At 71.2% G+C, this 26,945-nt stretch carries 28 protein-coding genes, 1 tRNA gene and 1 pseudogene; 18 read left to right on the forward strand and 12 right to left on the reverse strand.

What is annotated here, in order from left to right; genetic code table 11:
* Positions 1–67: 67 nt before the first annotated feature.
* From V6U90_RS01110 to V6U90_RS01165, 12 genes are all read left to right on the forward strand, one after another.
* Positions 68–937, forward strand: coding sequence for an FtsK/SpoIIIE domain-containing protein (locus V6U90_RS01110; RefSeq protein ID WP_334430612.1), 870 nt, complete (start codon positions 68–70; stop codon positions 935–937).
* Entirely contained in the window at positions 934–1,128 is a 195-nt protein-coding gene (locus V6U90_RS01115) for a hypothetical protein (RefSeq protein ID WP_334430613.1), read from the forward strand. The genes V6U90_RS01110 and V6U90_RS01115 overlap by 4 nt, the downstream gene beginning before the upstream one ends.
* Positions 1,129–1,215: 87 nt before the next feature.
* Positions 1,216–1,641 carry a DUF6197 family protein gene (locus tag V6U90_RS01120; protein WP_334430614.1) on the forward strand — a complete coding sequence of 142 codons (426 nt, stop codon included), beginning with the start codon at positions 1,216–1,218 and terminating at the stop codon, positions 1,639–1,641.
* On the forward strand, positions 1,638–1,829 hold the full coding sequence (locus V6U90_RS01125; RefSeq protein ID WP_334430615.1) for a hypothetical protein: 192 nt from the start codon (positions 1,638–1,640) through the stop codon (positions 1,827–1,829). The genes V6U90_RS01120 and V6U90_RS01125 overlap by 4 nt, the downstream gene beginning before the upstream one ends.
* Positions 1,826–2,134 (forward strand): hypothetical protein, encoded by a 309-nt coding sequence (locus V6U90_RS01130; RefSeq protein ID WP_334430616.1) that lies wholly within the window; start codon positions 1,826–1,828, stop codon positions 2,132–2,134. Before V6U90_RS01125 ends, V6U90_RS01130 begins: the two co-directional genes overlap by 4 nt.
* Entirely contained in the window at positions 2,131–2,520 is a 390-nt protein-coding gene (locus tag V6U90_RS01135; RefSeq protein WP_334430617.1) for an RRQRL motif-containing zinc-binding protein, read from the forward strand. Before V6U90_RS01130 ends, V6U90_RS01135 begins: the two co-directional genes overlap by 4 nt.
* Entirely contained in the window at positions 2,517–2,699 is a 183-nt protein-coding gene (locus V6U90_RS01140; protein WP_334430619.1) for a hypothetical protein, read from the forward strand. Before V6U90_RS01135 ends, V6U90_RS01140 begins: the two co-directional genes overlap by 4 nt.
* Positions 2,696–3,544, forward strand: a complete 849-nt coding sequence (locus V6U90_RS01145; protein ID WP_334430621.1) for a hypothetical protein — start codon at positions 2,696–2,698, stop codon at positions 3,542–3,544. The genes V6U90_RS01140 and V6U90_RS01145 overlap by 4 nt, the downstream gene beginning before the upstream one ends.
* Complete coding sequence (locus tag V6U90_RS01150) at positions 3,541–3,810, forward strand: hypothetical protein (protein WP_334430623.1); 270 nt, start codon at positions 3,541–3,543, stop codon at positions 3,808–3,810. The genes V6U90_RS01145 and V6U90_RS01150 overlap by 4 nt, the downstream gene beginning before the upstream one ends.
* Entirely contained in the window at positions 3,810–5,618 is a 1,809-nt protein-coding gene (locus tag V6U90_RS01155; protein WP_334430625.1) for a replication initiator, read from the forward strand. Before V6U90_RS01150 ends, V6U90_RS01155 begins: the two co-directional genes overlap by 1 nt.
* Before the next feature lie 39 nt (positions 5,619–5,657).
* Positions 5,658–5,855 carry a helix-turn-helix domain-containing protein gene (locus V6U90_RS01160; protein WP_334430627.1) on the forward strand — a complete coding sequence of 66 codons (198 nt, stop codon included), beginning with the start codon at positions 5,658–5,660 and terminating at the stop codon, positions 5,853–5,855.
* Positions 5,855–7,099 carry a tyrosine-type recombinase/integrase gene (locus V6U90_RS01165; protein ID WP_334430629.1) on the forward strand — a complete coding sequence of 415 codons (1,245 nt, stop codon included), beginning with the start codon at positions 5,855–5,857 and terminating at the stop codon, positions 7,097–7,099. Before V6U90_RS01160 ends, V6U90_RS01165 begins: the two co-directional genes overlap by 1 nt.
* 74 nt (positions 7,100–7,173) lie before the next feature.
* Here V6U90_RS01165 and V6U90_RS01170 read toward each other — a convergent pair.
* The 5 genes from V6U90_RS01170 to V6U90_RS01190 form a co-directional block, all read right to left on the reverse strand.
* Positions 7,174–7,248: transfer RNA gene (locus tag V6U90_RS01170), tRNA-Val, on the reverse strand.
* 81 nt (positions 7,249–7,329) lie between these two features.
* A complete protein-coding gene (locus V6U90_RS01175; RefSeq protein WP_334430631.1) occupies positions 7,330–7,797 on the reverse strand; it encodes a peroxiredoxin in 468 nt (155 codons plus the stop codon).
* 94 nt (positions 7,798–7,891) lie between these two features.
* Complete coding sequence (locus V6U90_RS01180) at positions 7,892–8,329, reverse strand: DUF3052 domain-containing protein (RefSeq protein ID WP_208814425.1); 438 nt, start codon at positions 8,327–8,329, stop codon at positions 7,892–7,894.
* Between the two features lie 114 nt (positions 8,330–8,443).
* A complete protein-coding gene (locus V6U90_RS01185) occupies positions 8,444–10,693 on the reverse strand; it encodes a transketolase C-terminal domain-containing protein (RefSeq protein ID WP_442933503.1) in 2,250 nt (749 codons plus the stop codon).
* Between the two features lie 515 nt (positions 10,694–11,208).
* The gene (locus V6U90_RS01190) at positions 11,209–11,613 is read right to left on the reverse strand and encodes a MarR family winged helix-turn-helix transcriptional regulator (protein ID WP_334430864.1); all 405 of its coding nucleotides are present in this window, start codon (positions 11,611–11,613) and stop codon (positions 11,209–11,211) included.
* A gap of 469 nt (positions 11,614–12,082) precedes the next feature.
* Between V6U90_RS01190 and V6U90_RS01195 the strand changes: the two are divergent.
* Positions 12,083–13,054: pseudogene (locus V6U90_RS01195) on the forward strand (alkaline phosphatase D family protein).
* A 149-nt stretch (positions 13,055–13,203) separates the two neighbouring features.
* Here the strand turns inward: V6U90_RS01195 and V6U90_RS01200 are convergent.
* From V6U90_RS01200 to V6U90_RS01210, 3 genes are all read right to left on the reverse strand, one after another.
* Entirely contained in the window at positions 13,204–14,790 is a 1,587-nt protein-coding gene (locus V6U90_RS01200; RefSeq protein WP_442933504.1) for a mucoidy inhibitor MuiA family protein, read from the reverse strand.
* 112 nt (positions 14,791–14,902) lie between these two features.
* Complete coding sequence (locus V6U90_RS01205; protein ID WP_334430637.1) at positions 14,903–15,301, reverse strand: secondary thiamine-phosphate synthase enzyme YjbQ; 399 nt, start codon at positions 15,299–15,301, stop codon at positions 14,903–14,905.
* Between the two features lie 56 nt (positions 15,302–15,357).
* Positions 15,358–15,885, reverse strand: coding sequence for a YgaP family membrane protein (locus tag V6U90_RS01210; RefSeq protein WP_334430639.1), 528 nt, complete (start codon positions 15,883–15,885; stop codon positions 15,358–15,360).
* Positions 15,886–16,072: 187 nt separating this feature from the next.
* On the opposite strand from V6U90_RS01210, the gene aceE reads away from it, so the two are divergent.
* Complete coding sequence (gene aceE, locus V6U90_RS01215; RefSeq protein WP_334430641.1) at positions 16,073–18,817, forward strand: pyruvate dehydrogenase (acetyl-transferring), homodimeric type; 2,745 nt, start codon at positions 16,073–16,075, stop codon at positions 18,815–18,817.
* 138 nt (positions 18,818–18,955) lie between these two features.
* Here aceE and V6U90_RS01220 read toward each other — a convergent pair whose 3' ends face one another.
* Positions 18,956–19,402 carry an SRPBCC family protein gene (locus V6U90_RS01220; RefSeq protein WP_334430643.1) on the reverse strand — a complete coding sequence of 149 codons (447 nt, stop codon included), beginning with the start codon at positions 19,400–19,402 and terminating at the stop codon, positions 18,956–18,958.
* Between the two features lie 190 nt (positions 19,403–19,592).
* Here V6U90_RS01220 and V6U90_RS01225 point away from each other — a divergent pair, with 190 nt between their 5' ends.
* From V6U90_RS01225 to gltX, 3 genes are all read left to right on the forward strand, one after another.
* Complete coding sequence (locus V6U90_RS01225; RefSeq protein ID WP_334430645.1) at positions 19,593–20,927, forward strand: GH1 family beta-glucosidase; 1,335 nt, start codon at positions 19,593–19,595, stop codon at positions 20,925–20,927.
* Positions 20,924–22,243 carry an MFS transporter gene (locus tag V6U90_RS01230; RefSeq protein ID WP_334430647.1) on the forward strand — a complete coding sequence of 440 codons (1,320 nt, stop codon included), beginning with the start codon at positions 20,924–20,926 and terminating at the stop codon, positions 22,241–22,243. The genes V6U90_RS01225 and V6U90_RS01230 overlap by 4 nt, the downstream gene beginning before the upstream one ends.
* A 108-nt stretch (positions 22,244–22,351) precedes the next feature.
* Positions 22,352–23,761, forward strand: a complete 1,410-nt coding sequence (gene gltX / locus V6U90_RS01235) for a glutamate--tRNA ligase (protein WP_334430649.1) — start codon at positions 22,352–22,354, stop codon at positions 23,759–23,761.
* A 70-nt stretch (positions 23,762–23,831) separates the two neighbouring features.
* Here the strand turns inward: gltX and V6U90_RS01240 are convergent, their stop codons facing one another.
* Complete coding sequence (locus V6U90_RS01240; protein WP_334430651.1) at positions 23,832–24,464, reverse strand: copper resistance CopC family protein; 633 nt, start codon at positions 24,462–24,464, stop codon at positions 23,832–23,834.
* Positions 24,465–24,691: 227 nt separating this feature from the next.
* Between V6U90_RS01240 and V6U90_RS01245 the strand changes: the two genes are divergently transcribed.
* The gene (locus V6U90_RS01245; protein WP_334430652.1) at positions 24,692–25,339 is read left to right on the forward strand and encodes a hypothetical protein; all 648 of its coding nucleotides are present in this window, start codon (positions 24,692–24,694) and stop codon (positions 25,337–25,339) included.
* Positions 25,340–25,457: 118 nt separating this feature from the next.
* Here the strand turns inward: V6U90_RS01245 and V6U90_RS01250 are convergent, their stop codons facing one another.
* The gene (locus V6U90_RS01250) at positions 25,458–25,853 is read right to left on the reverse strand and encodes a hypothetical protein (RefSeq protein WP_334430653.1); all 396 of its coding nucleotides are present in this window, start codon (positions 25,851–25,853) and stop codon (positions 25,458–25,460) included.
* 206 nt (positions 25,854–26,059) lie between these two features.
* On the reverse strand, positions 26,060–26,599 hold the full coding sequence (locus V6U90_RS01255) for a hypothetical protein (protein WP_334430654.1): 540 nt from the start codon (positions 26,597–26,599) through the stop codon (positions 26,060–26,062).
* Between the last annotated feature and the right edge of the window lie 346 nt (positions 26,600–26,945).

Genomic DNA, 26,945 nt, shown 5'->3' on the forward strand with positions numbered 1-26,945 from the left:
TTCGCGGGGAGCCGTGCGGGCTTCTTCGTGTGGCTTCCCGCGCCCTACTGCCCAAGGAGGGCATCTGATGACCAGCACTGTTTCGGCCCCTGCCGCCGGGGTTCCGGTGGGGCCTGGCCTGTCGATGTTCGACCCGATCTTCCTCGGCATCGACGAGTTCAGCCAGCCCGTCTACATCACCCTCGCCTACCGCAACCTCCTCGCCGGAGGTGAACCCGGTGGCGGCAAGTCCGGTCTGTTGAACACCATCGCCGCGCACGCGGCACTGTCCGTCGACTCGCGGCTTGTCCTGCTCGACGGCAAGCTCGTCGAACTCGGCCAGTGGGAAGACGTCGCCGACGCCTTCATCGGCCCTGACATCACCGCCGCCCTGACCGTCCTTCGACGGCTTCAGCAGGTGATGAACAACCGGTACGCGTGGCTGCGTGCGCACGGCCTGCGTAAGGTCACCGCCGCCGACCGGCTCAGCGTGATCACCGTCCTCGTCGACGAGATCGCCTTCTACTCCGCCACCGTCGGCACCAAACAGGAACAGGAAGAGTTCGTCGCGCTGCTGCGGGACCTGGTCGCCCGTGGCCGGGCCGCCGGTATCCCCGTCGTGGCCGCCACCCAGCGGCCCAGCTTCGACATCATTCCGACCAGCCTGCGGGACCTGTTCGGCTACCGGGCCGCGTTCCGCTGCACCACCCCCAACTCATCGAACATTGTGCTCGGTCACGGATGGGCCGAGCAGGGCTACACCGCCACCGACATCGCCCCCACCAACCAGGGCGCCGCGTATCTGATCGCCGAGGGCGGTACGCCTCGCCGGATCAAGGTCGCCTACCTGTCTGACGCCCAGATCGCCGGCATTGCCGACTACGCGGCCTGGATCCGCCGCCCCGGCACCCGCACCCCGGCCGACAACTCCCCTACCGAGTGGGGGATGGCCGCGTGAACACCCACACCGCACCCGGTTCGCAGAGCCGGTTCACCGACCTGGTTGTCACCGGCAGCCGGGAGGACATCACCGCCCTACAGGACCTCGCCCGCCGCTGCGGGCGGCTGGTCTACATGTCCGCACCCGCACCGGTCAGCGCCGCTGACCCGCGTATCCGCCTGGTCATCCGACTCACCGCGACCGATTGAAAGCCGACAGCACCGGCCACAAGCCCTGCAAAAGCCGTCCGGTGCTGCCGACCCCGACCACAGCCCTACCGAAAGGACGTGGCTGCCATGAAGGCTACCCAAAACCCGCCCGCCGAGGTCCACGTGACCCCGGCGGACACCCTGCGTTTCGCCGCGCTCTACATCGAGCGCCACGGCTGGCACCAGGGCGACTACCACCCCACCACCGGGAACCCGTTCCCGCCGGCCTGCGCCGCCGCCGCCATCGGCATCGCTGTCGCCGGCCACCGCGTCACCCACGTCCGCGACCTCGACCCGGACACCTGCCGCGACTACCTGGCCGCGTTCAACGCCCTCGTCGACTACCTCGACGACATCAACCCGTCGATCGTGTGGGACGACCCCGGCATCAGCGAACACGTCTCCCCGTACTCGTGGAACGACGCGCCCGACCGCACCGCCGCACAGGTCACCGCCACGTTGCGGGCCGCTGCCGACACCTGGGACCACACGAACCCGGGCGGTGCCCGGTGAGCGTCTTCCTCGACTGGACCCGCACCGGCAGCGCCGGTGACCCCGCCCCCTGCGTCATCTGCGGCCACCCGGCCATCTGCCGCAGTCCCAAAGGCGTGCCCTGCCACAAGGTGTGCGCCGAACAGTGGATCGCACAGCACGGCTCCACCGACACCGATGGTGTCGACACCCTTCGGGGTGCGGCATGACCGCCCCGACCGTCAAGCCGTCCTTGACGCCCAACCGCCCCCGGCCGAAGCGTCGGGAGGTCGTCGAGAACGACCAGTTCGCCGCGTTCCACCGGCGCATCATCCGGGCCCACGGCCGCCGGGTCGCCTCCGGTGACGTGGAAGCCCTCCGCGACCTCGTCGGCCTCTCCGAGGTCATCGACCAGGCGCTCACCGACGCCGTCCAGGGTCTACGGGCCTTCGGCTACTCCTGGGCCGAAATCGGCGCCCGCCTCAACATCTCCCGCCAGGCGGCCCAACAGCGCTGGGGCGGTGACAAGCCATGACCGCACCCGACTTCACCACCGTCAACGGCCTTGCCGTCGAGTTCTACGACCCGCTCGGCACCCGCTACGGGTTCCCCACCTTCCCCTACCAGCAGGCACCCACCGGACTGGCCACCGTCCGGCAACTACGCGCCGCCGGCCTACGCCCCGGCGGACACGACCCCGTTGCCCAGATCCTCTGGCGCCACCGCCGCGAACAGCGCGTCGCCTACCTCTACCGGGTCGACCTCGCCAAACCCAAACGCACCGCCACCCCCGCCCAACGGGCCGCCATCACCAAGGCACTACGGGCCCGCCGGACCTGTCCCACCTGCGAGCAGGTCAGGCCCTACTACATCCCCCGCCGCTACGGCTGCTGCCTCGACTGCCACGGAGATATCCGATGACCACACCTTCCCGCCTCTGCCCGTGCGGTGACTCCTACTGCACCGACCACCAGCCACTGACCACCGTCGACCGCACCGACTGCTGCCAGTACTGCGGATTCACCGACTGCGACGTATGCGGCTGGCAGGCACCCACCACCACCGAGCCGACCACCACCGCTGGTGGTGACCCCCGATGACCCCCAAGCCGGCCACCGGCACCCGCGTTGAGGGTGTCGTCCTGGTCCTCATCCTGCTCACCGTCGCCGGCTTCGCCGGTGCCGCCTCCTTCACCCACGTCAAGGACTGGACCCTCGCCAACTCCCCCACCGGCACCGGCGAATGGTTCGGCTGGGCCAACGCCGTCATCTCCGAACTCGTCCCGATCGCCTGCCTACTGACCATCCGACGCCGCAAGCGCACCGGCGCACCCATCGGCTACCCGATCTTCCTGCTCCTCGCCGCCGCCGGCCTCTCCCTCGCCGCACAACTCGCCGTCGCCAAACCCGGCATCTCCGGCTGGCTCCTGTCCGCCGTACCCGCCCTGGCCTTCATGGCCCTGGTCAAACTCGTCCTCGCCCCCGCCACCCCAGCGGCATCAACCGACCACAAACCCACCACCGAACCGGCCATCGTCCCCGTCGACCAGGTCGACGACAACCACGACCAGGCCGTCGACGACCACACCCCGACCTCGGACCCGGTCGACATCAGCCCGGCCACCGTGCCGGCCACCGTCGACACCACCCCGGCCCCCGTCGACACCATGCCGGCCCCGGTGCCGGTCGTCGACGAACCCGACACCACCCCGGCCGACGTGCCGGTTGTCGACCTCGTCCCGGCCGTCGAGCCGGAACCGGCCCCCGCGTACCTGCTCCCCACCGCCCGGTTCGCCGTCGTCCAACACGAACAGGCCACCGGACAGCCCATCACCCCGACCGAACTGGCCACCCGACTGTCCATCACGCCCGGCATGGCCCGGCAGCTCCTGGACCGCCTCACCGCACCCGCCCTCAACGGCACCCCGGCCGGTGGTGCCCGATGACCATCTACCTCGTCGACATCGAGCACGTCACCCACACGTGCCCCGCCCAACCCGACCCGCACCCGTACGACACCCGCCGTACCGTCATCGACGTCACCCCCGGCGGGCCCTGCCGTACCCCGGTCACCATCCGGTGCGGCAACACCACGGTGCAGATCCCCTGCCACCGGCACGAACCGGCTGAGCGCCAGTGCGGCGCGTGCCGGACCATCGTCATCGAACGCACCATCACCAACCGGACCCTCGACACCGAGGTTGCCGGCTGATGGCCTCGACGCTGGACCTCACACCCCGTGCCGCCCTGGCCCGGGGTGTGGGCTCGAACGCCGACACCATCGCCCCCGCCCCCGGCTACACCGCCGCCGGACAAGCCTTCACCCGCGCCCAGCAACCCGACTACTTCGGCTGGCTCGACCACATCCGCGCCGCCGCCGGCTGCACCCGACCGATCCGCCTCGCCGGAACCCTCTACACCGTCGACACCGGCACCGGCCGGCTACTCGACCAGCGGCACACCGACACCATGCCCGACGCCACCATCTACAAGGCGTGCGGCAACCGACGCGCCACCGTCTGCCCCGCCTGCGCCACCGTCTACCAACGCGACGCCTACCAGCTCCTCCGCGCGGGCCTCGTCGGCGGCAAAGGCATCCCCGCAACCGTCACCCGACACCCGGCGGTGTTCGCCACCTTCACCGCCCCGTCCTTCGGCCCCGTCCACACCCGCGTCATCCGCCGCCACACCTGCACCGACCGGCGCCGCTGCGACTGCCGCCCCGAACCATGCCACCCCCGCCGCGCCGACCACCCCGACGCCGGAAACTGCCCCCACGGTCGCCCTGTAGCGTGCTGGGCCCGCCACGACCAGGCTGACGCCGTCCTCGGCCAACCGCTCTGTCTCGACTGCTACGACCACGGCCACCAGGTCGTCTGGAACCTCTACTCCGGCGAGCTGTGGCACCGCACCAAACAAGCCGCAGAACGCCATCTGACCAAGCTCGCCCGCCGCCGTGGTATCCCCCGCGTCCAGGTCACCAGCCCGTCCGGCAAGGCCCGGTTGGTTTCCCCGGTCCGGCTCTCGCACGGCAAGGCCGCCGAGTTCCAGGCACGCGGCGCGGTCCACTTCCACGCCCTCATCCGCCTCGACGGCGTCGACCCCGACGACCCCGCCGCCATCGTGCCCCCACCGGCCGGGTTCACGCCCGCCGACCTCGACGACGCCATCCGGTACGCCGCCGCACACGTCGACTTCACCACCCCGGCGCACCCCGACCAACCGGAAGGCTGGCACATCGTCTGGGGCACCCAGCTCGACATCCGACCCATCAGCCTCAATGGTGACGGTGAGGTCACCGACGACATGGCCGCCGGATACCTTGCCAAGTACGCCACCAAGAGCACCGAGGTAACCGGGCACCGGTCCACCCGCCTCGCCCCCGACAGCATCGGCGACTACGCCGACCCCGACGGCGACCACACCGCCCGCCTCATCGACGCCTGCTGGCGACTCGGCCGACCCACCGGCACCCCCGTCCCGCTCTCCCAGCGGCCCCGCGACCACCGACCCCGGCCCGGCTTCGTCGAGCGCTGGGAATGCCCCGACTGCGGCACCCACACCCGCTACGCCGCCTGCCCCGTCTGCGTCGCCGAACGTCAAGCCGCCCTTGACACCAAACCGACCCGCACGAGCAACCCCAACCCGTACGCCCGGCTACGCCGCTGGGCCCACATGCTCGGCTTCGGCGGCCACTTCCTCACCAAAGCCCGCCGCTACTCGGTGACCTTCCAACTCCTGCGCGACACCCGAGCGGCCTTCCGCCGCCACACCGACCACCACCACGACCAGGGCGACGCGCAACCCACCGGTATCCGCACCGCCGTCGACCACCACGACGAGGAAACCACCCTCATCGTCGGCACCCTCACCTTCGCCGGCGCCGGCTGGCACACCACCGGAGACGCCCTCCTCGCCAACACCGCCGCCGCCCTCGCCCGCGAACGACACACCGCCGGCCGCGAAGAACTCGCCCACGAACTCGGCACCCTGCCCGAGGCTGCGCCCGTCGCCGCCTGACCACTACGCCCGCCCACGTCTCACGAGGAAGGCCACCCGTTGGATACCACCCCTCCGATCGTTCCTCGCGTTCTGCGTGTCGAGGAAGCCGCCCGGGCGCTCGGCATCGGCCGGTCGCTCGTCTATGACCTGATCCGTTCCGGCCGGCTGCGCTCCTTCAAGGTCGGTAGCCGCCGACTCATCCCCGCCTCGGCCATCGACGAGGCGATCACCACCCTGACCGAGGAGGCCGCCTGATGCCCGCCAAGGAACGCAAGCCGCGTCAGCCCGTCGCGCGCAAGAACCCGAACGGAGAAGGCTCGATCTACCAGCGGGCCAGTGACGGCCGGTGGGTCGGGCAGGCATACGTACTCGCCACCGACGGCACCCGCAAACGCAAGTTCGTCTACGGGGCCACCTGGGAGGAGGCACACGGCAAGCTCGTCGAGCTGAAGGCGCGGTCACAGCGGGGCATCCCGATCCCCGATCGGACCTGGAAGATCGCGGACTACCTGCCGTACTGGTTGGCCGCGTACGTCACCGAACTCAAGCCGACCACGGCACGCGGCTACGAGAGCGCCGTACGGCTGCACCTGGTCCCCGCACTCGGTACCAAGCGTCTCGACACCTTGCAGGTCCAGCACGTCAAGGCGTTCCTGGACGAGTTCCGCCGAAAGTGTCTCTGCTGCACCGCCGGGCTCGACAAGACCCGGCGGCCCGACCGGCAGTGCTGCTCGGCTGGCCGGTGCTGCAAGAAGTACCCGAGCGCCCGTCAGATCCAGTTCGTGCACGCGGTGCTGCGCAACGCGCTCCAACACGCGATGCGGGAGGAGTTGGTGTCGCGCAACGTCGCCAAACTGGTCCGGGTCCCCTCGCCCCGCTACCGGGTCGGCAAGGGCCTCGCCGTCGAGCAGGTCCGCAAGCTCCTGGCCGCCGCCGAGGGCCACCGGCTGCACACCCTGTACGTCGTCGCCGCGACCATGGGCCTGCGCCGGGGCGAGCTGCTCGGGCTGCGCTGGTCGGACCTGGATCTCGACGAGGGCACCATGACGATCGCTCAGACCGTCCAGCGGGCCGGCGGGAAACTGCACCTGCAAGACACCAAGACCGAGGACTCGGAGAGCGTCCTACCGCTGCCGGACTGGACCTGGGTGGCGCTGCTCGACCACCAGGAGCGCCAGCGGCGGGAACGTGAACGGCTCGCCGAGGTCTGGCGAGATCACGGCCTGGTCTTCCCCTCCGAGGTGGGCACCCCGATGGAGCCGCGCAACCTGAACCGGCACTTCGCCGCCCTGCGGGAGACTGCCGACTGCCCCGATGTCCGACTGCACGACCTGCGGCACACCGTCGTGTCCCTGCTGATGGAGATGGGCGTACCGCCGCACGTGGTGCAGGCCATCGCCCGACACGCGGATGTGAAGATCACTCTCAAGATCTACGCTCACGCCAACCTCGACGTGATGCGTCAGGCGCTCGGCAAGCTCGACGGGCGGCTGTCGTGAGCCCCGTTGCTGTCACCGTAGCTGTCAGCGGCCGGAGTGCTGACCTTCGGAACCTCGATGGTGCTGGTGGTACGTGGTGGGCGCGGCAGGTTTCGAACCTGCGACCCCTCGCTTGTAAGGCGAGTGCTCTCCCACTGAGCTACGCGCCCCGGATCGCCCCGTGCGGCGGGCCGGTGGCTGGCAAGCTTACCCTGCCGGCTCCCGGACCGCCGCACGGGCGGTACGGCGGATCAGGCTGCGGCGGCGTCAGCCAGCGCCTTGCGCCAGCCCTGCTGGTCACGGGCCTCGCCCGGCATGTTCATCTCGGCGAACCGGACGATGCCGGCCCGGTCGATGACGAAGGTGCCCCGGTTCGCGATACCGGCGGTCTCGTTGAAGACCCCGTACGCCTGGGCGACCGCACCGTGCGGCCAGAAGTCGGCCAGCAGCGGGAACTGGTAGCCCTCCTTGTCGGCCCAGATCTTGTGGGTGTAGACCGAGTCGACGCTGACGGTGAGCACCTGGACATCGTCGTTGACGTACTCGTTGAGGTTGTCGCGCACCTCGCACAGCTCACCCTGGCAGATCCCGGTGAAGGCCAGCGGGTAGAAGACCAGCAGCACGTTGCGCTTACCCCGGAAATCCGAGAGCCGGACCTCCTGGTTGTTCTGGTCCTTGAGTACGAAGTCCGGCGCCTCGGCGCCAACCTCGATCGGCATGCAAGCTCCTTGGATAGTCGCAGTGGCACCTAGCGTGCCACGGGTGTCCAGCCCGACGGCCGGCACCCGTCCCCCTCTGTGGCGTGTGGAACGCCTACTTCTTGGCCTTCGCGCCACGCCGCAGGACGAGGCGGGCGCCGCTCCAGTCCCGGCCGGCGTTGACGGTGGACGTCTGCTGCAGGCCGGCCGTGGGTGCCGACTCGGAGATCTCGCTCGGCTCGACGTGGCCCTCGCGCCCCGCCTTCGGGGTCAGCAGCCACACCACCCCGTTGTCGGCCAGGGGCCCCAGGGCATCGACGAGAAGTTCGAAGAGGTCACCGTCCCCGTCGCGGTACCAGACCAGCACCGCGTCGACCACCTCGTCGGTGTCCTCGTCGACCAGCTCTCCACAGCGGTCGGTCAGGGCGTCCCGGAGATCCTGGTCGACGTCGTCGTCGTACCCCATCTCCATGACGACCATGCCCGGCTCGATCCCGAACCGGTCCGCCAGGCTGCGTACCCCGTCGGCGGCCTGACCAGCGGTCGCGCTCACTGTCGCGTGCCTCCTCATCTCATCCCTGCTCCCGGCATCCGTCCGACACCGTTAATGCAGAGTCCACACAAGTTGTGCCCCTGCGCGCAAGTGGCGCACCGAGTGGAACGGAATTTACCGCGCCAGCAGCGTACGGGCACCCTGGGTAATGGCATCCTCGGAGACCAGCACTTCGCGGGCAGCCGGACCTAAGGGAACAAAAGAGTCAACTCCGGCAACTCTACGGACAGAACCGACATATCCCCCGTCAACCAGGGCGGCGATCACGCCCTCCCCGACTCCACCGGAGCGTCGCGTCTCGTCCACCACCAGCACCCTTCCCGTTGCTGACGCCTCCCGGATCAGATCGGCCACCGGCAGGGGGGAGAGCCAGCGCAGATCCACCACCCGGGTGCCGACCTCCTCCTCAGCGAGGTGGTTCGCGGCCCGCAGGGACATGGGTACGCCGTTACCGAACGTGAGGATGGTGAGATCCTCGGCCGACCCGACGCCGTACACCCGGGCACGGCCGATCGGTACGTGCCCGGCGGACCAGTCACCCGGGCCGAGGTAGGCACCGAGCCACCCGCCGTCCCCGGGAAGATGGAGGTCCCGGGTGTGGTAAAGCGCGATCGGCTCCAGGAAGACGCAGACACTGCCGTCCACTGCCGCGCTGGCCAGGCAGGACCGCAGCATCGGTGCGGCGTCCTCGGCCCGGGACGGCACGGCCACGACCAGGCCGGGCACATCCCGGAGTACGGCCACCGAGTTGTCGTTGTGGAAGTGCCCGCCGAAGCCCTCCTGGTACGCCAGCCCGGCCACCCGGACCACCATCGGGTTGCGGAACGCGCCCTGGGAGAAGAACCGCATGGTGGCGGCCTCGCCCCGCAACTGGTCCTCGGCGTTGTGCAGGTAGGCCAGGTACTGGATCTCGGGTACCGGCAGCATCCCGGTCAGCCCGACGCCCAGGCCGAGGCCGAGGATCGACGTCTCGTCGAGCAGGGTGTCGAAGACCCGGGACGCGCCGAAGCGGTCCCGCAGTCCCTTGGTCACCCCGTACACCCCGCCCTTGACCGCCACGTCCTCCCCGAAGACCAGCATCCCGGGGTGGTCGAGCAGCCCGTCGGCGAGAGCGGCGTTGATGCTCTGCGCGAGAGTGAGCGGCCCGGCCTCCTCCGGCAACCGGCCCCGGAAGGCGCGGAGCCGGGCGGCGGCGGCCGGCCCGGCGGCCCGCGCGGCGGCGTCGGCGACCGCGTGCGACACCCGTACCGGCCGACGGGTGGCCAACGGGGCCACGATGTCCGCAGCAGTGGAGAGTTTCGGCTCGCCGATCACCTCCTCGGCGATCTTGCGGATCTGCCAGCCGATCTCGTCGTACCGGGCGAGCAGTTCCTCCGGCGTGAGCAGGCCGGCCTCGACCACCAGCCGCGCGCTGGCCAGTACGGGATCGCGGTCGAGGTCGGCGGCGATCTCGGCGCTGTCCCGGTACGCGGTCTCGGCGTCGGCTCCGGCGTGCCCCATCAGCCGGACCGTGCTCAGGTGCAGCACCGCCGGCCGCCGGTGCCGGCGTACCCATTCCGCTGCCTCCGCCGCGGTGTCGTACGCGTCGACCAGGTCGGTGCCGTCCGCGGCGAAGTACCGCAGACCGGGGCGGCTGCGCAGACTGGCGGCCACCCATTCGCGCGGGGAGCGCACGCTGATCCCCAGGCCGTTGTCCTCGCATACGAAGAGCACCGGTACGCGCAGTCCGGTGTGGTCGCACCAGCCCGCGGTGTTGAAGGCGGCCACCGCGCTGGCATGGTTGATCGAGGCGTCCCCGAAGGAACAGACCACGATGGCGTCGTCCGGCCAGGCCGGATCCACGGCGTCGGTTTCGAACCCGGCACCTTCGGGTTGGTGACCGTGGGCAGGAACCCCTGCCGCCAACGTCGGCGGCACAGCATCGATGCCGAAGGGGGACCGCACGGCGCCGGCAAATGGCGGGCCATCGTCGGTGCCGCCAGGTGGCGAGCCGCTGTCGGTTCCGCCAGGTGACAGGCCGGCGTCGGTTCCGCCGGCTGGTGACGGCACGGTACCGGCCGGATCCGTCCCGTCCTCCCGGTCACCACCGTCCGGCGGCTCGGGACCGTCGTACCCCTCCGGCTGGTGCGGAGGGCGCCCAGCGGCCAGGCGTCGCAGCCGCTCGACGGCGAACCCGGCCCCCACCGCGCGGGGCAGGTGCGACGCGATGGTGGACGTGGTCGGGATGACCGCGAGGTCGGGATTGCCGAAGACCTTGTACCGGCCACCCGCGATCGGTTCCTCGACCGAGGCCACCACGCCGCGCAGGACGTCCCGGGCGGCACCGAGCAGCGGGGGCTCGGTCTCCTCGGGCGGGGTGGTCAGCGCGGCGGCGACCGGCCCAGGCTGGTCGGGCCACCCGGTCGGACGGGTATCCGCCGGTTCGGCCCCGGCTCCCGCCGGTGCCGGATGGGTGTCCACCGGATTGGGCCGGGCCGCCTGGGCGGCGCGGGCACAGTAAAACGCGCCGGACCGGTAGTGCAGCAGGGCGGGGTCGGTCGGCCGGACGGCAGCCGCCACCGCCGCATTCCCCTCGTGCCCGGCGGAACTGATCGTGTAGTAGCCCTCACCGAAGCTGCGCAGCCACCGGGCCGCCAAATCGAGCTGCCGGCTGGTGAGCTGGGCGTCGAGGAGTTCCAGCGCCCGTTGGCCGGTGAGCGTGCTCCCCTCCCGGACCGGGTCGGTCGGGAGCCGCCGGTGGGTGGCGGCAGCCAGGCCGGCCACCGCCTCGCGGAACCGTTCGTCGAGATCTTGCGGGGTGGTCACGACGGACAGCATTACCGACAGGTGCCAGTCACGACCACTCAGACACGGCGCCGGGACGGTGCGCGTGTCAGGCGTCAGTCCTGGTCACAGCGCTCGGGACAGCCTCCGTCGGAAATTTTCCAGACCAGCTCGCGGAGGACGCCAAGCTCGGTGTCGGTCAGCGCGCCGAGCAGTCGCGAGTCCGACATCACCCGGTCGATTTCCGTCCGGACCCGCTGTCCCTCGTCGGTCACCACCAGCGTCTTGAGCCGGCGGTCGGTCGCGTCGACCTGCCGGCGCACCAGACCGGCCTGCTCCAGCTTGTCGACCAGCGCGGTGATGTTGGAGCGGTCGCAGCGGAGCTGGTCGGCGAGGTCCCGGGCAGGCATCGGGCGATCGGGGTCGAGCTGGTGCAGCGCCCGGGCGGTCGCCGGGGTCAGCCCGAGTCGGGCGATGTCCACGTCCTGCTGGTGGCGGAGCGCAGCGGCGACGTGCATCATCCGGCGCACAGCGTCACCGGCGACCGTACCCCGGTCGAAGTCGCGGCCCGGACCGGTCCGAGCGGCGGAGGCCGGGCTGCCGCTGGGCGTGGACAGGTACGCCATGGACCACATCTTACGTACAGCTAAACGATGGACCAGCTCCACCATCCGCTGAGATGTAAGGAAGGGCCCCTTGTTAACGCTTTCGGTATAGGAAGGGCCCCTTCTTAACACCTGGCAGCTAGACACCTGCCGCTCCCCCGCTCCCCCGCTCGCCACTCAGCAGCTTCGCGCCTTTTGGTACAGGTGGCCGGAACCCTGGCCGGTGCCGCCGCCACCGTGACCACCGGCGCCACGCCGGCCTTCGCCCGTCCACTGGCCACCGATCCGTTCACCCTCGGCGTCGCCTCGGGCGATCCCGACCACTCCGGTTTCGCTCTGGACCCGGCTGGCGCCCCGGCCGCTGGCCGAGGACGGCCTCGGCAGCATGCCGGACCGGGTCGTACCGGTGCACTGGAAACTCGCCACCGACGAGCGGTTCCGGCACGTGGTACGGCGGGGTACGGCGGTGGCCCGGTCCGAGACGGCGCACAGCGTGCACGTCGAGCTGGACGGCCTGCTGCCCGACCGGGAGTACCTCTACCGGTTCCGGGCCGAGCGGCACCTGTCCCCGGTCGGCCGGACCCGCACCGCGCCCGCGCCGTGGGCCCGGCCAACCTCGCTGGCGATGAGTTTCGCCTCCTGCTCGCAGTACGAGCACGGGTACTTCACCGCGTACCGGCGGCTGGCCGAGGACGAGCCGGAGCTGATCCTGCACCTGGGCGACTACCACTACGAGTACGCGAAGGACACGTGCAACATCCCGGGTGGCAACCCGCGTGACCACGAGGGTCCGAAGACCCGGACGCTGGCGAACTACCGGCAGCGGCACGCGTAGTACAAGACCGACCCGGACCTCCAGGCGGCACACGCGGTGGCACCGTGGGCGGTCATCTTCGACGACCACGAGGTGGAGAACAACTGGGCGGACGAGGTACCGGAGGCGCCCGACCCGGATTTCCCGGCCCGACGGGCGGCGGCGTTCCAGGCGTACTACGAGAACATGGCGTTGCGCCGCAGCTCCCTCCCCCACGGCATCGACATGCAGCTGTACCGCCGGCTACGCTGGGCGGAGCAGGGGCCTGGCTGCTGGACGGCTTCCGCCGCTCCGATGCTGGTGCTCACCGGCGACGTGCACGCGCACTGGGCGTCGGACCTGGGGTACGTCCGGACGACCGTCACCGAGGCGCAGCTCACCGCCGATTTCATGGTGCTGCCGTACGTCACCTCGCCGGGTACGCCCGCGTACGCCCGGGCGTCGTTCGTGATCGAGGACCGGCTGCTGGGGCTGCACCAGACCTACGACCGGCCGGTCGACCCTGCGGTCGGGGCCCGGTCCGTCGCTCCCGACCAGGGGTAGCCGGACCAGGGACAGCCGGACCAGGGGTAGCCGGACCAGGGACAGCTGACCGTGGAGCAGGAGACCGTCCGGCCCTTACCCGGGCACACCTGTTAAGAAGGGCCCCTTCCTCTACCGAATCCGTTAAGAAGGGGCCCTTCCTTACAAGCTCACTCTCGCCAGCCGGCCAGCTCGACCCCCTTGGCGAGTTCGACCCGGAAGCCCATGGTGATCTCGCCGCTCTCCCCCGGCCCGAGCCGCAGCCGCCAGGTCAGTTCGCCCAACTCGGTACGCTCGGCCGGCGGCGGAACGACGGTGGGTTCACGGACGACCACCCCGTCGTCGCGGGACACCGGCAGTTGGTCGCGTACCTCGACGGTCGCTGGTCGGGGTGTGTGGTTGGCCACGCTGATCGTGTACTCCACCTCACGCCGCCGGGTCGAGCCGAGCGCCGCTTTGGTGTCGGAGCGCCGGCTCAGCTTCCGTTCCACCCGCAGCCGGTCGTCCACCCCGAGTGCCAGCTCGGTCTCCTCGCCCGGCGCCCAGGTCTTCAGCCGGGTGGCCGCGACGAAGTCGGCGCCGTGGAACACCGCCGCCGGGCCGGGGAGCAGCGTGTGCACCGACGTGTTGCGGACCGTCGCGCGCAGGTGCGCCTCGGTCGCGCGTACCGGCACGGTCACGTGGTCCAGCCGGGCCGGCAGTTCCAGTACGGCGATGGTGGCCCGGTGCGCGCTGCCGTCGGCCGGTACCGCGACCGGGCGGGCCGGCCGGTAGGTGGCTGCCGTGATCCCCTGCTCGACCTCGGCGACGCTCTCCCGCATCCTGGGGCGCGGAGCGGCCGACCGGGCCGCCCCGCCGGCGGCGGCCGGCGCCGCGCTGGGCGCCGGCTTTGGCGGTGGCGGCATCCCGGCGGTCATCGCCGGCATGGCCGCCCAGGGCTGCGCCGGCCGGACCCGGTCGAGATACCAGGGCGACAGTTCGGGTACGCCGGTCGCCGCCGCCGGGCGGGCGGTCGAGAGCTGGAGCAGACACTCCGGCCAGTCCTCGCCGGTGTCCTGGCTGACCAGTCCGAACCAGGTGACGGTCATGGTGTCGTCGACCAGCCGCAGGTCGTAGGAGGGCTGCCAGCGGGCCCCGTCCACCAGGTAGGTCAGCTCCAGGTCCAGCTCGGCGTCGTCAGCGTCCACCGAGACGGTCACTTCGGCGGCCAGCCGGTCCGGTTCCCGCTTGCCGTTCGCGGCGTCGAGTCGCCGCTCGACGACGGCCAGTTCCTCGGTCAGCTCGGTACGCTGCCGGGCCAGCCCGCGCCGCCGGGTGCGGGAGTCGGCGGCCTGGCCGGCCACCGAGTCGGTGAAGGTGGCCACGTCGGTCGGGGTCGCGTCACCGGAGGCGAGTGCCCGGGCGTACGTGCCACCGGCCCGTTCGGCCAGCCGGTCGAGGAACTGTCCCCGCTGTACCTCGATCTCGTACGCGTCGTCGACCTCGGCCAGTTCGTCGGCCAGTTCGCGGCGCCGTTTCTCCAACTCGCTGACCTGCCCGTCGGTGCTACGGGCCTGCCGCCAGGTGGTCACGTCCACGCCGAGCACGGTGGCCGCGCCCCGGCCGCTGACCCGGAGCGAGTCCCGCCGTAGGCCCAGCGGGAGCGGTGCGATACGTACCCGGTGCTCACCGGCGGCCAACCGGGTGCTGCCCCGGCGGGTGACCCGGGCCCGGTCCGGATAGACGGTGACCCCGACGATGGGTGCTTCGATCTTCACTGCGTTCACGGCGGCGAGGGTAGTCGGGTCCCGCTCGTCCCCGGATGCGCTGCGGTGGGTGTGTTAACCGGGGGCCCTTCCTCTACCGGAAACGTTAAGCGGGGGCCCTTCCTTACCGGAAGGAGAAGCGGACCTGGCGGGTCGGGTTGTCGCCGTTCGGGTCTACCAGGCAGATCGACTGCCAGGTACCGAGGGCCAGCCGACCGTCGATCACCGGCACGGTGGCGTACGGCGGCAGGAAGGCGGGCAGCACGTGGTCGCGACCGTGTCCCGGCGAGCCGTGCCGGTGCCGCCACCGGTCGTCGGTGGGCAGCAGGTCGTCGATGGCGCTGAGCAGGTCGTCGTCCGAGCCGGAACCGGTCTCGATGATCGCCAGACCGGCGGTGGCGTGCGGCACGAAGACGTGCAGCAGCCCGTCGCCCTGTCCGGTGACGAACCGTTCGGCCTCCCGGGTGATGTCCCGGACGGTGGGGCGGGAACCGGTCCGGATGGTGATGACCTCACTACGCATGGGGTCAGTGTGCCGCAGCCCGGCGGCCCGGCCGGTGACCGCCGGGCGGGCCGGGTTCACCAGCCGCCGCCACCGCCGCCACTGTCCCCGCCGCCGGAGGATCCGCCGCCACTGTCCGACGACCAGCCACCGGAGGACCCGCCACCGCTGTCCGACGACCAGCCACCGGAGGATCCACCCGAGCCGCTGTCCGTCCCGCCGCTGTCCGATCCGCCGCCACCGGAGCGGGTGCTGTCATCGCCGGACCAGCCCTGGTCACCCGGGTAGTCGGCCCCCGCCGTGCCGGTCGGTCCCGTGTTGGTCGGGCCGGTGTAGACGGGGTGCCGGCGCTGCTGCGGTGGCCGGCCACGGTGGCCACCGGCCGGTGCGCGGGGGCCGGACGGGCGGGTCACCCGGACCACGCCGCGGGCGTAGCGCAGCTCGCGGGGCAACCGGACCAGCCCGGTGACCAGCAGTGCGCAGCCCACGAGCCCGACCACGACCGCCCACTCGGCGGTCAACCAGGTGGTCGCGGCCACGATCGCGGCCACGCCGACCAGCATCTTGACCAGAGTCTCCAGCAGGGGAGCCCATCGCCGTCGCATGGCCCGAGGGTAGGTGAGTTGGGCAATCGTCAGCGGCCGGTGACACGACGGGCGCGACGGCGGAAAGTTACCGACGGGTACGTGTGTCGAGCGTCGCGTCTGAGGGAGCTAAACGTGACGTGGCCCGGCCTGAGGAGGCAGGATGGCGCAAGAGACCTATCCCACACACACAACCGAGGGAACGCCTGTGGCTACGGAACGCAAGCGCCCGGTGATAACCGCCGGCCTGCCGAGCCAGCTTCCGGACACCGACCCTGAAGAGACGAGCGAATGGGTCGAGTCGCTCGACGGTGTCATCGACGAGCGCGGCACCAAACGTGCCCGTTACGTCATGCTGCGCCTGCTGGAGCGGGCCCGCGAGCGCCAGGTCGGGGTGCCGTCGCTGACGACCACCGACTACATCAACACCATCCCGCCGGAGCGCGAACCGTGGTTCCCCGGTGACGAGCACATCGAACGGCGGATCCGGGCGTACATCCGGTGGAACGCGGCGATGGTGGTGCACCGGGCACAGCGTCCGGAGATCGGCGTCGGCGGGCACATCTCCACCTTCGCCAGCTCGGCGTCGCTCTACGAGGTCGGTTTCAACCACTTCTTCCGGGGCAAGAACCACCCGGGCGGTGGGGACCACATCTACTACCAGGGGCATGCCTCGCCCGGCATGTACGCGCGGGCGTTCCTGGAGGACCGGCTCAGCGAGAACCAGCTCGACGGGTTCCGCCAGGAGCTGTCCCACCCGGGCGGCGGCCTGCCGTCGTACCCGCACCCGCGACTGATGCCGGACTTCTGGGAGTTCCCCACCGTCTCCATGGGGCTGGGCGGCCTGAACGCCATCTACCAGGCCCGGTTCAACCGATACCTGCACCACCGGGGCATCAAGGACACCTCGGACCAGCGCGTCTGGGCGTTCCTCGGCGACGGCGAGATGGACGAGCCGGAGACCCTCGGCGCGATCGGTGTGGCCGCCCGCGAGGAGCTGGACAACCTCACCTTCGTGATCAACTGCAACCTCCAGCGGCTGGACGGTCCGGTCCGGGGCAACGGCAAGGTGATGCAGGAGCTGGAGGCGTTCTTCCGGGGCGCCGGCTGGAACGTCATCAAGGTGGTCTGGGGCCGGGAGTGGGACCCGCTGCTGGCTGCCGACACCGATGGCGCGCTGGTCAACCTGATGAACACCACGCCCGACGGTGACTACCAGACCTACAAGGCGGAGTCCGGGGCGTACGTGCGGGAGCACTTCTTCGGCCGGGACCAGCGCACCCGCAAGATGGTCGAGCACCTCAGCGACGACGAGATCTGGAACCTCAAGCGGGGCGGGCACGACTACCGCAAGCTCTACGCCGCGTACAAGGCGGCCACCGAGCACACCGGTCAGCCGACGGTCATCCTGGCCAAGACGATCAAGGGTTGGACGCTCGGCTCGCACTTCGAGGGCCGCAACGCCACGCACCAGATGAAGAAGCTGACGCTGGAGGACCTGAAGACCTTCCGCGACCGGCTCTACCTGGACATCCCGGACTCGGCGCTGGAGGCCAACCCCTACCTGCCGCCGTACTTCCACCCGGGCAAGGACTCGGACGAGATCCAGTACCTGCGGGAGCGGCGTGAGCAGCTCGGCGGGTTCCTGCCGTCCCGGCGGACCAGCGACTCGGCGCTGAAGATCCCGGGCAGCGAGCGTTTCGCCGACGTCAAGCGGGGCTCGGGCAAGCAGAAGGTCGCCACCACCATGGCCTTCGTCCGCCTGCTCAAGGACCTGATGAAGGACAAGGAGTTCGGCAAGCGCTGGGTGCCGATCGTCCCGGACGAGGCCCGTACGTTCGGCATGGACTCGCTCTTCCCCACGGCGAAGATCTACTCCCCGCACGGGCAGCGGTACACCTCGGTCGACCGGGAGCTGTTCCTGTCGTACAAGGAGTCGACCGTCGGGCAGATCCTGCACGAGGGCATCAACGAGGCCGGCTCGGTCGCCTCGTTCACCGCGGCCGGGTCGGCGTACGCCACGCACGGCGAGCCGATGATCCCGCTGTACATCTTCTACTCGATGTTCGGGTTCCAGCGCACCGGTGACGGGTTCTGGGCGGCGGCCGACCAGATGACCCGGGGCTTCGTGCTCGGTGCCACCGCCGGGCGGACCACGCTCAACGGTGAGGGTCTCCAGCACGAGGACGGGCACTCGCTGCTGCTCGCGGCGACCAACCCGGCCGTGGTGGCCTACGACCCGGCGTTCGCCTTCGAGATCGCGCACATCGTCGAGGACGGCCTGCACCGGATGTATGGCGCGGAGCAGGAGAACGTCTTCTACTACCTGACCATCTACAACGAGCCGATCCTCCAGCCGGCCGAGCCGGCCGACGTGGACGTCGAGGGTATCCGCCGGGGCATCTACCGGTACTCGCCCGCGCCGAAGCTGGCCGGCGACGCGCCGAGGTCGAACATCCTCGCCTCGGGTACCGGCATGCAGTGGGCACTCAAGGCGCAGCAGCTCCTCGCCCAGGACTGGGGGGTGGCCGCCGATGTCTGGTCGGTGACCTCGTGGACGGAGCTGCGCCGGGACGCGGTGCGGTGCGAGGAGCACAACCTGCTCCACCCGGGCGGCGAGCTGAAGGTGCCGTACATCCAGCAGAAGCTGGCCGAGGCCGACGGCCCGAAGGTCGCGGTCAGTGACTGGATGCGGGCGGTACCGGACCTGATCTCCCGGTGGGTACCGGGCGACTACACCTCGCTGGGCACGGACGGTTTCGGCCTGTCGGACACCCGGCACGCGCTGCGCCGGCACTTCCACGTCGACGCGGAGTCGGTGGCCGTGGCCACGCTGCGCCAGCTCGCGCTGCGTGGGGTGATCCCGGCCGAGGTACCGGCCGAGGCGGCGAAGAAGTACGCGATCGACGACGTGAACGCGGCGCCGGTCGGCGAGACCGGCGGCGACTCGTAACGCCGACCGGTCGGTCGCCGAGGGCCCGGGACGGTGTCACCACCGTTCCCGGGCCCTCGGCCTGTTTCTCCCCCCGGTCCCCTGGTCCCCTCCGGGTCCCTGTGCCGCCCCCGGGCGTGGGGCGGCTGGCCGGACCGGTCAACCGACCGCAGCGAGGTCGGTCAGCCGGGCCAGCGACTCCTCCAGGTCCGCGCCGACCCGCCGCATGCCCAGGCGCAGCAGCGCCGCCTTGACCGGGCCGGCCGGCCAGCGTACGACGATCAGCCGGACGATCGAGCCGCCCTGCTCCTCGTCGGTGGTGAGCTGGACGTAGATCTCGGTACGTGCCTCGGCGCGGGCGCCCGCCCCCTTGGCCCGTTCCCGCCAGCCGATCAGCGTCGGCTCCTGGTACGCGATGACCTCGGCCTCGCAGGCCGAGCCGCGACCGGCCTGGACGAGCTGGCGGCGACCGAAACCCTCGCCGGAGAGCACCTCGGCCTGCCGGACCCCGGCCAGCCAGGCAGGTAGCTGCTCGGCCCGCTGCACGACGTTCCACACCACTTCGATCGGCGCCATCACGTGCGCGCTGCGTTCCACCAGGATCATAGCTTTCCGCCTCCATTGAGGACATCTCACCGGTATCACGCACTCTAGGCACAAATTTGGACAAAGGGGTGAAGGCTTCCCTGTGACACGCCGAGCGAATAGAGTCGAACAACTTTCGCGTTGGCGATCCAACTGATGGTGGGCCGGCTGGCCGACACCGACGCCAGCGTCGACGCCGACCGGAGGGCCGATGACCACGAACCCGCCGCCCCGCTTCCCCGCCGGCTTCCGCTGGGGGGTGTCCACCTCGGCGTACCAGATCGAGGGCGCCGCCGACGTCGACGGCCGGGCAGCGTCGATCTGGGACACCTTCAGCCACACCCCGGGCCGGATCGCCGACGGCAGCACCGGTGACGTCGCCTGCGACCACTACCACCGGTACGCCCGGGACGTCGACCTGATGGCCGACCTCAGGGTCTCGGCGTACCGCTTCTCCATCGCCTGGCCCCGGGTGCAACCGGACGGCACCGGCCCGGTCAACCCGGCCGGGCTGGACTTCTACGACCGGCTGGTGGACGCCCTGCTGGCCCGGGGCATCGACCCGGTCGCCACGCTCTTCCACTGGGACCTGCCGCAGGCCCTCGCCGACTCCGGTGGCTGGTTCGCCCGGGACACCGCGCACCGGTTCGCGGCGTACGCCGACCTGGTCGCGACCCGGCTCGGCGACCGGGTCCGGCTCTGGATCACCCTGAACGAGCCCTTCGTGCACATGACCTTCGGGTACGGCATGGGTATGCACGCCCCCGGCGAGATGCACCTCTTCGGCGCCTTCCCCACCGCCCACCACCAGCTCCTCGGTCACGGGTTGGCGGTCCAGGCGCTGCGGGCCCGTACCGCCAGCCCGGTGGCGATCGCGAACAACTACTCCCCGGTCTGGCTGTGCGGAGACACCGACGCGGACCGGGCCGCCGGGACGGCGTACGACGCCCTGCACAACCGGCTCTTCACCGATCCGGTACTCGGCCACGGCTACCCGGACGCGCCGGGGGTGGACCCGTCGGTGATCCACGACGGCGACCTGGACGTGATCGCCAGCCCGATCGACGTGCTCGGAGTGAACTACTACAACCCGACCGGCATCCGGGCCGCCGACGCCGACGCACCCCTGCCGTTCGAGCTGGTACCGCTCGACGGCTACCCGACGACCGCGTTCGACTGGCCGGTCGCCCCGGACGGGCTGCACGATCTGCTCACCGGACTGCACACCCGGTACGGCGCGGCCCTGCCGCCGATCGAGATCACCGAGAGCGGCTGCGCGTACGACGACGTACCCGCCGATGCCGACGGCCGGGTCCACGACCCGCAGCGGATCGCCTACCTGGACGGGCACCTGCGGGCCGTCCAGCGGGCCATGACGGACGGCGTCGACGTACGGGGCTACTTCGTCTGGTCGCTGCTGGACAACTGGGAGTGGGCGGAGGGCTTCACCAAGCGCTTCGGCCTGGTGCACGTCGACTTCGACACGCAGCAGCGCACGCCGAAGTCGTCGTACGCCTGGTTCCGTGACCTGATCCGCGACAGATGACCGCCACCGAGCCGACCCCGGTGACAGCCGGACCAGCGCTGCCCACCCCGGTGGCAGCCGGACCAGCGCTGCCGGCGGCGCTGGCCGAGCCGATCGTGCCGGTCCGGCGGAGCTGGACCGCGTTGATCTTCGCGGCCAATCTCGGCGTCTGGATGGCGTTCTTCACCCCCATCCAGATCCTCCTCCCCCAGCAGGTCGGACTGATCGCACCGGCCGACAAGGAGGAGATGCTCGCCATCGTCACCGGCCTCGGCGCACTCGCCGCGGTGATCGCCAATCCCCTCGCCGGGGCGTTCTCCGACCGGACCAGCCTGCGGCTGGCCGGCCGGGCCTTCGGCCGGCGGCACGTCTGGACCATGGGCGGGGCGGTGCTCGGCGCCCTCGCCCTGGTGCTGCTGGCCCGCCAGCAGACCATCGCCGGGGTGGCGGTCGGCTGGGTCGCCGCGCAGGTCTGCTTCAACACGATGCTGGCCAGCCTGACCGCCGCCGTACCGGACCGGGTACCGGTGGCCCAGCGCGGCGCGGTGTCCGGCTGGGTGGGCATCCCGCAGGCACTCGGGTTGGTCGTCGGCGCGGTCCTGGTGACCGCCCTGGTCACCGGCACCGCCGCCGGCTACCTCGTGATCGCGGCGGCCGTGCTGCTGCTCGCCCTGCCGTTCACGCTGCTCACCCCGGACGATCCGCTGCCCGCCCGGCACCGGCCGGCGGGCCGGCTGTCCACCCTGGTCACCTCGATGTGGGTCAGTCCCCGGCGGCACCCCGACTTCGCCTGGGCCTGGATCACCCGGTTCCTGGTGCAGATGGGCAACGCCCTCGGCACCCTCTACCTGCTGTACTTCCTGACCGACGAGGTGCGCCACGCCGACCCCGAGGGCGGGCTGCTGGTGCTGATCATGGTCTACACCGCCGGAATGATGGCGACCGCCGTGGTGGCCGGCCGGCTCTCCGACCGCTCCGGCCGGCGCCGGATCTTCGTGATCGTCTCCGGCCTGGTGATGGCGGTGGCGGCGGTACTGCTCGCGGTCGCCCCGCTCTGGCCGGTCGCCCTGGTCGCCGCCGGCCTGCTCGGCGCCGGGTACGGCGTCTACCTCTCGGTGGACGCCGCGCTCATCACCGAGGTGCTCCCCCGGGCTACCGACCGGGGCAAGGATCTCGGCGTTATCAACATCGCCAACTCGGCGCCCCAGGTGCTCGGGCCCGCTCTGTCCGCACCGATCGTGGTCCACCTGGGCGGGTACCCGGCGCTCTACGCGGCCACCGCCGTGGTCACCCTGCTCGGCAGCCTCCTGGTGGTGAAGATCCGCTCCGTGCGGTAAGGAAGGGCCCCCTATTAACGGATTCGGTAGAGGAAGGGCCCCTTATTAACACCTCCGACCGGGCACGGACCGCCCACCGCCCCGGCCCACCGACCGTAGGCTGGGGCAGTGACGGTACGTGTGCGCTTCGCCCCTTCCCCGACCGGAATGTTCCACGTCGGCGGCGCCCGCTCGGCGCTGCAGAACTGGATCTACGCGAAGCAACACGGCGGGGTGTTCGTCCTGCGCATCGAGGACACCGACGCGGCCCGCAACCGGCCGGAATGGACCGAGGGGATCCTCTCCGCGCTGGACTGGATCGGCATCGAACGCGGCAGCTACGAGGGGCCGTACTTCCAGTCGGTCAACGCCGGGGAGCACCGGGCGGCGGCACAGCGCCTGCACGGTGCCGGCCGGGCGTACTACTGCGACTGCACCCGGGAGGCCGTCCAGGCGCGTACCGGCTCGACGTACTCCGGCTATGACGGCTTCTGCCGGGACCGGAACCTACCCGCCGGGGAGGGCCGGGCGCTGCGCTTCCGTACCCCGGACGAGGGCGAGACGGTCGTGGTGGACCTGATCCGGGGCGCGCCGACCTTCGAGAACAGGCTGATCGAGGACTTCGTGATCGCCCGGGGTGACGGCTCACCGGTCTTCCTGCTCGCCAACGTGGTCGACGACCAGGTCATGGGGATCACCCACGTCATCCGGGCCGAGGAGCACCTGCCCAACACCCCGAAGCAGCAGTTGCTCTGGGAGGCGCTCGGCGTCCGCCCGCCGGTCTGGGCGCACGTACCCGTGGTGGTGAACGAGAAACGGCAGAAGCTCTCCAAGCGGCGGGACAAGGTGGCCCTGGAGGCGTACCGGGACGATGGCTACCTGCCCTCGGCGATGCGCAACTATCTGATGCTGCTCGGCTGGGCCCCCTCCGGGAACCGCGAGATCGTGCCCTGGTCGGTCATCGAGTCGGAGTTCCGGCTGGCGGAGGTCAACCCCTCGCCGGCCTTCTTCGACGAGAAGAAGCTGCGTGCCTTCAACGGCGAGTACCTCCGGGCCCTGCCGGTCGCGGAGTTCGTCGAAGCCTGCCGGCCCTGGCTGACCGGGACGGCGACCATCCCGCCGCCGCCGTGGCAGCCGGCGGAGTTCGACGCCGAGGCGTTCGCCGCGGTGGCTCCGCTGGCGCAGACCCGGATCGCGGTACTCAGCGAGATCGTGCCGAACGTCGACTTCCTCTTCCTGGCGTTCCCGCTGATCGACGAGGCAGCCTGGGCGAAGACCATGAAGGAGGGGACTGGCGACCTGCTGGACGCCACCGTCGCCGCCTTCGACGGGCTCGCCGACTGGAACGCGGAGAACCTGAAGTCGGCCCTGGAGGCGGTCGGTGCCGAGCGGGGACTGAAGCTCGGCAAGGCCCAGGCGCCGGCCCGGGTCGCGGTCACCGGCCGGACCGTCGGCCTGCCGCTGTTCGAGTCGCTGGCGGTGCTCGGCCGGGAGTCGACCCTGGCCCGGCTGCGGGCCGCCCGGGTCCGGCTGCCCTGACAGGTCGCCCGGCCAGCCCTGTTAATAAGGGGCCCTTCCTCTACCGAATGCGTTAAGCGGGGGCCCTTCCTTACACCTGTCGGCGGCGGGTGAGCGCGATTGTCCCGGCCAGCGCGGCGAGCAGCAGCGCGGCGCCGAGGGCCCACGGCCACCAGGGCGCGCCGCCGTCGCCATCGGTGCTGGCGGCGGGTGATCCGGGTACGGCCGGAGTGGTCGACGGGGCCGGGGCCGGCGGACCGGACGGGGTGGCCGTTGGCTGTCCCGCCGTCGGCCCGCCCGGGACGGCGGACGGCGCGGCGGACGGGGGTGCCGCCGGGGTGCCCCGGGTGAGAGTGAACCGCACCTCCCCCTTGATCGGGTGGCCGTCCGCCGAGGCCACCTGGTACGCCACGATGTAGAGCCCGGCGGCGCCGGGCCGGAACGGCACCGTCACCTTCGACCCGCTGATGGTGGGCGCACCGCCGGCCGCCGGTACGTTGTCCGGACCGGTGACTGTGATCTTCGTCGTACCCGGATCGAGCCGGGCGAGAAAACTGAGCCGGATCCGGGCGGGCGGGTCGGCCAACCGGGCGCCGTTGGCCGGATCGCTGCCGGTCAGCGAGTTGTGTGCGGCCGCCGGAGCAGCCGGGATGAGCAGTACACCGGCCATCAGAACGGCCACCGCCCACCAGCCCGGTACGAAACGGGCGACCCTGCCCCCCATGCTCACCTCCGCGAAGATACGATTCGTCCGCCGATCACCGGACGTCGTTAGTCGACCCGGGATCGCAGATAGTTCCAAAATTCTGCCCGGAGAGATGCAACCGGGCGACGTTCTGCGGAGTCTTTGAGGTAGGCCACCAGCCCGGAACACGCGGGCCGGCGGTTCTTCCCAGCCAACCAGCGCGACTGCGGCAGAGCCATCCAATCAACGGGGCGAGGAGGTTGGCGATGGTCCGGAAGGTGGGTCGCCGACTCGTTGTGATCGTCGGGCTGCTGCTGGGTGCGCTGCTGCCCGTCGGCGCTGCCGCGCAGGCCGCGCCGAAGGTGCCCGCCGGGGTGTCGATCGCCGGTGACGGTCTGGCCGAGCCGCTGCGACTGCGCGCCGAGACCGATCCGGACCGGGTGGCCGCCGTGATCGAGCAGGTGAACTGGCTGGGCCGGGCCACCCCGAGCCGGGCGCTCCCGGCGGAGGATCTCGGTCCGAAGTACACGGTCGTGGTCTTCGCCGCTGACGTGGCCAAGGAGACCTACGACCTCTTCCCGCTGGCCAAGGGCGGCCCCCGGGCCTACCGTCCGGCCAAGCAGCCGGACCTGCGCCGGGTCTCCGCCGGCTGGTTCCTCGGCCGGCTCAACATGGCCGAGGCGCTGCGGGCGGTGGGCGTACCCCTGGCGGAGAAGGCCGGCACGGTCACCGGTGGGATCGGCGGTGGCGAGCGGGTCGCCACGACGGAGGACGAGGCGCTGGACCCGGGCCAGGATCTGGACCAGCTCTTCGGCGACCTTCAGCGGCTGCTGCTGCTCAACGCGGGCGTCATCGTGGTCATCACGGCTGGGCTGGCCGGGATCGCCCTGCTGGTCCGCCGCCGCACCCGCTGACCGCCGCTCAGCGGCGTCACCGGCCGCTCACCTGACGTGGCTCGTCGACTGGGTCCGGACGGTGGTGATGATCGGGATCGTCTGGCCGTAGCGGGCACGGCGCCGCCGTACGCCCCGCTCAGCACCAGCGGTGTGGTGGGCGCTCCCGGCGGACCCGCCGCGAGCCGGGGCGTACCCGGCCGTGCCGGTGGGCACCGGCCCAGCCGCTCAGCTCGGAACGGCAGCCCCCCTGCGGTTGACGGCCCGGCTCCGGCTCTTCGGTCCGCTGCCGGGGTACGGTCGGCTCCTCCTCGACCCGCGCCGGCAGCGGTTCTCCCGGCCCGTGCGGGCGCACCCGCTCCGGCGGCAGTTCCCCGGTCACGGTGGGCCGTACCGGTACGCAGCGCCCGGCGATGTCGTGGGTGCCGCCGGCACAACCCCGGCGCGGGGACCGGGCGGTCGGGTGCTGCTCGTGATGACCCAGCCGGCAGGGCTCCCCCTGGGCGCAGCCGTGCTCGGCCTCCCCGTGCGCCATCCCGGTCTCCTCACACAAGTCGCCGTGCCGGCGGGGCGGTCGCCTGCCGGCGTACGCGCCGACGGGCTGTTCCGCCCCTGACGCGTGTACCCGGAGACGCGGACGCGGGTGTACCCACCGCCGTGTCCGGGCCCTGTCACCGTACTGGCCCCCACCGACGGCTCTGACGGCGCGTACCGGTCCTACCGATCGGTGGACGGTCGATGTCAGCTCCGGTGGCGACGCGGGAAGATCGTCTCCCAGAGCGGGAAGATCACCAGCCAGATCACGATGGCTGTGGTGAGCCGGAGGATCCACGCCTGGAGTTCCGCCGACCGGTCGGGATCGTCCACCAGCAGGATGCCGGCACCGAGCAGGGCGCAGGCCACCGCCCAGCCGAGGACCCCCTTGCCCCACTCCCGCCACTCGTGCCGGGTCCGCGCCCAACCCGACCGGGGCGGCCGTACCGGTGGTGGGCCACCGGCGAACCGGTGGGCGAATCGTTGATCGGCCCACCTGATCATGGAGTGCCCGAAGGCCACCGAGAAGCCGAGGTAGGCGGCGGCCAGGCCGTGCGCGAAGGTGGCGGTCGCGCCGCGGCGCAGGTCGGCGACGGTCGCCACGAAGAGCACCAGGTCGACCAGGGGCACACCGACCAGCAGCGCGGCACCGAGCCGGGGCCGGCGCAGCAGGTAGCGCACCGCCAACCCGGCACCGAGCAGCACCCAGAATCCGATCTCGCAGGCCGCGATGAGCGCCAGCAGCATGGTCGTACCCCTCCCCGTCCGTCACCTCAGCTTCCCGTCCGCCCGGCGGCGTGACGTCGACGTGGATGCCGAGATCCGGGTACACCGAACGATGGACCCGTCGCCCAGGGTCCTTCCTTCGGCGGATCCGGTCGCCGGTCCACTTCCCCTCAGGTCGGAGTCCGGGCCGGATGTCGTGTGGTGGGATCTGGCCATGGGGATGAGCCGGGCGGCGGTCGGCGCGGTCGGCCGCGTCGATCTGCTGCTGGCCGCCGGCTCGCTCGCCGGTGGTCTGGTCCTCTACGGCATCGGGACGCAGCCGCAGATCACCCCGCACCCGGACGTGCCGCCGCGACTGTTCCTGCTG

Origin of the sequence: Micromonospora sp. CPCC 206060 (genome assembly GCF_036906895.1) — a bacterium.
Lineage (GTDB): Bacteria > Actinomycetota > Actinomycetes > Mycobacteriales > Micromonosporaceae > Micromonospora.

Coding starts and splice junctions, on each gene's coding strand:
- V6U90_RS01130 (WP_334430616.1), top strand. CDS start 1,826: ATGACCGCCCCGACCGTCAAGCCGTCCTTGACGCCCAACCGCCCCCGG.
- V6U90_RS01150 (WP_334430623.1), top strand. CDS start 3,541: ATGACCATCTACCTCGTCGACATCGAGCACGTCACCCACACGTGCCCC.
- V6U90_RS01110 (WP_334430612.1), top strand. CDS start 68: ATGACCAGCACTGTTTCGGCCCCTGCCGCCGGGGTTCCGGTGGGGCCT.
- V6U90_RS01190 (WP_334430864.1), bottom strand. CDS start 11,613: ATGATGCACGTCGCCGCTGCGCTCCGCCACCAGCAGGACGTGGACATC.
- V6U90_RS01210 (WP_334430639.1), bottom strand. CDS start 15,885: ATGCGACGGCGATGGGCTCCCCTGCTGGAGACTCTGGTCAAGATGCTG.
- V6U90_RS01140 (WP_334430619.1), top strand. CDS start 2,517: ATGACCACACCTTCCCGCCTCTGCCCGTGCGGTGACTCCTACTGCACC.
- V6U90_RS01165 (WP_334430629.1), top strand. CDS start 5,855: ATGCCCGCCAAGGAACGCAAGCCGCGTCAGCCCGTCGCGCGCAAGAAC.
- V6U90_RS01155 (WP_334430625.1), top strand. CDS start 3,810: ATGGCCTCGACGCTGGACCTCACACCCCGTGCCGCCCTGGCCCGGGGT.
- V6U90_RS01250 (WP_334430653.1), bottom strand. CDS start 25,853: ATGGCGCACGGGGAGGCCGAGCACGGCTGCGCCCAGGGGGAGCCCTGC.
- V6U90_RS01120 (WP_334430614.1), top strand. CDS start 1,216: ATGAAGGCTACCCAAAACCCGCCCGCCGAGGTCCACGTGACCCCGGCG.
- V6U90_RS01255 (WP_334430654.1), bottom strand. CDS start 26,599: ATGCTGCTGGCGCTCATCGCGGCCTGCGAGATCGGATTCTGGGTGCTG.
- V6U90_RS01175 (WP_334430631.1), bottom strand. CDS start 7,797: ATGCCGATCGAGGTTGGCGCCGAGGCGCCGGACTTCGTACTCAAGGAC.
- V6U90_RS01240 (WP_334430651.1), bottom strand. CDS start 24,464: ATGGGGGGCAGGGTCGCCCGTTTCGTACCGGGCTGGTGGGCGGTGGCC.
- V6U90_RS01135 (WP_334430617.1), top strand. CDS start 2,131: ATGACCGCACCCGACTTCACCACCGTCAACGGCCTTGCCGTCGAGTTC.
- V6U90_RS01145 (WP_334430621.1), top strand. CDS start 2,696: ATGACCCCCAAGCCGGCCACCGGCACCCGCGTTGAGGGTGTCGTCCTG.
- V6U90_RS01205 (WP_334430637.1), bottom strand. CDS start 15,301: ATGCGTAGTGAGGTCATCACCATCCGGACCGGTTCCCGCCCCACCGTC.
- V6U90_RS01225 (WP_334430645.1), top strand. CDS start 19,593: ATGACCACGAACCCGCCGCCCCGCTTCCCCGCCGGCTTCCGCTGGGGG.
- V6U90_RS01220 (WP_334430643.1), bottom strand. CDS start 19,402: ATGATCCTGGTGGAACGCAGCGCGCACGTGATGGCGCCGATCGAAGTG.
- V6U90_RS01245 (WP_334430652.1), top strand. CDS start 24,692: ATGGTCCGGAAGGTGGGTCGCCGACTCGTTGTGATCGTCGGGCTGCTG.
- V6U90_RS01230 (WP_334430647.1), top strand. CDS start 20,924: ATGACCGCCACCGAGCCGACCCCGGTGACAGCCGGACCAGCGCTGCCC.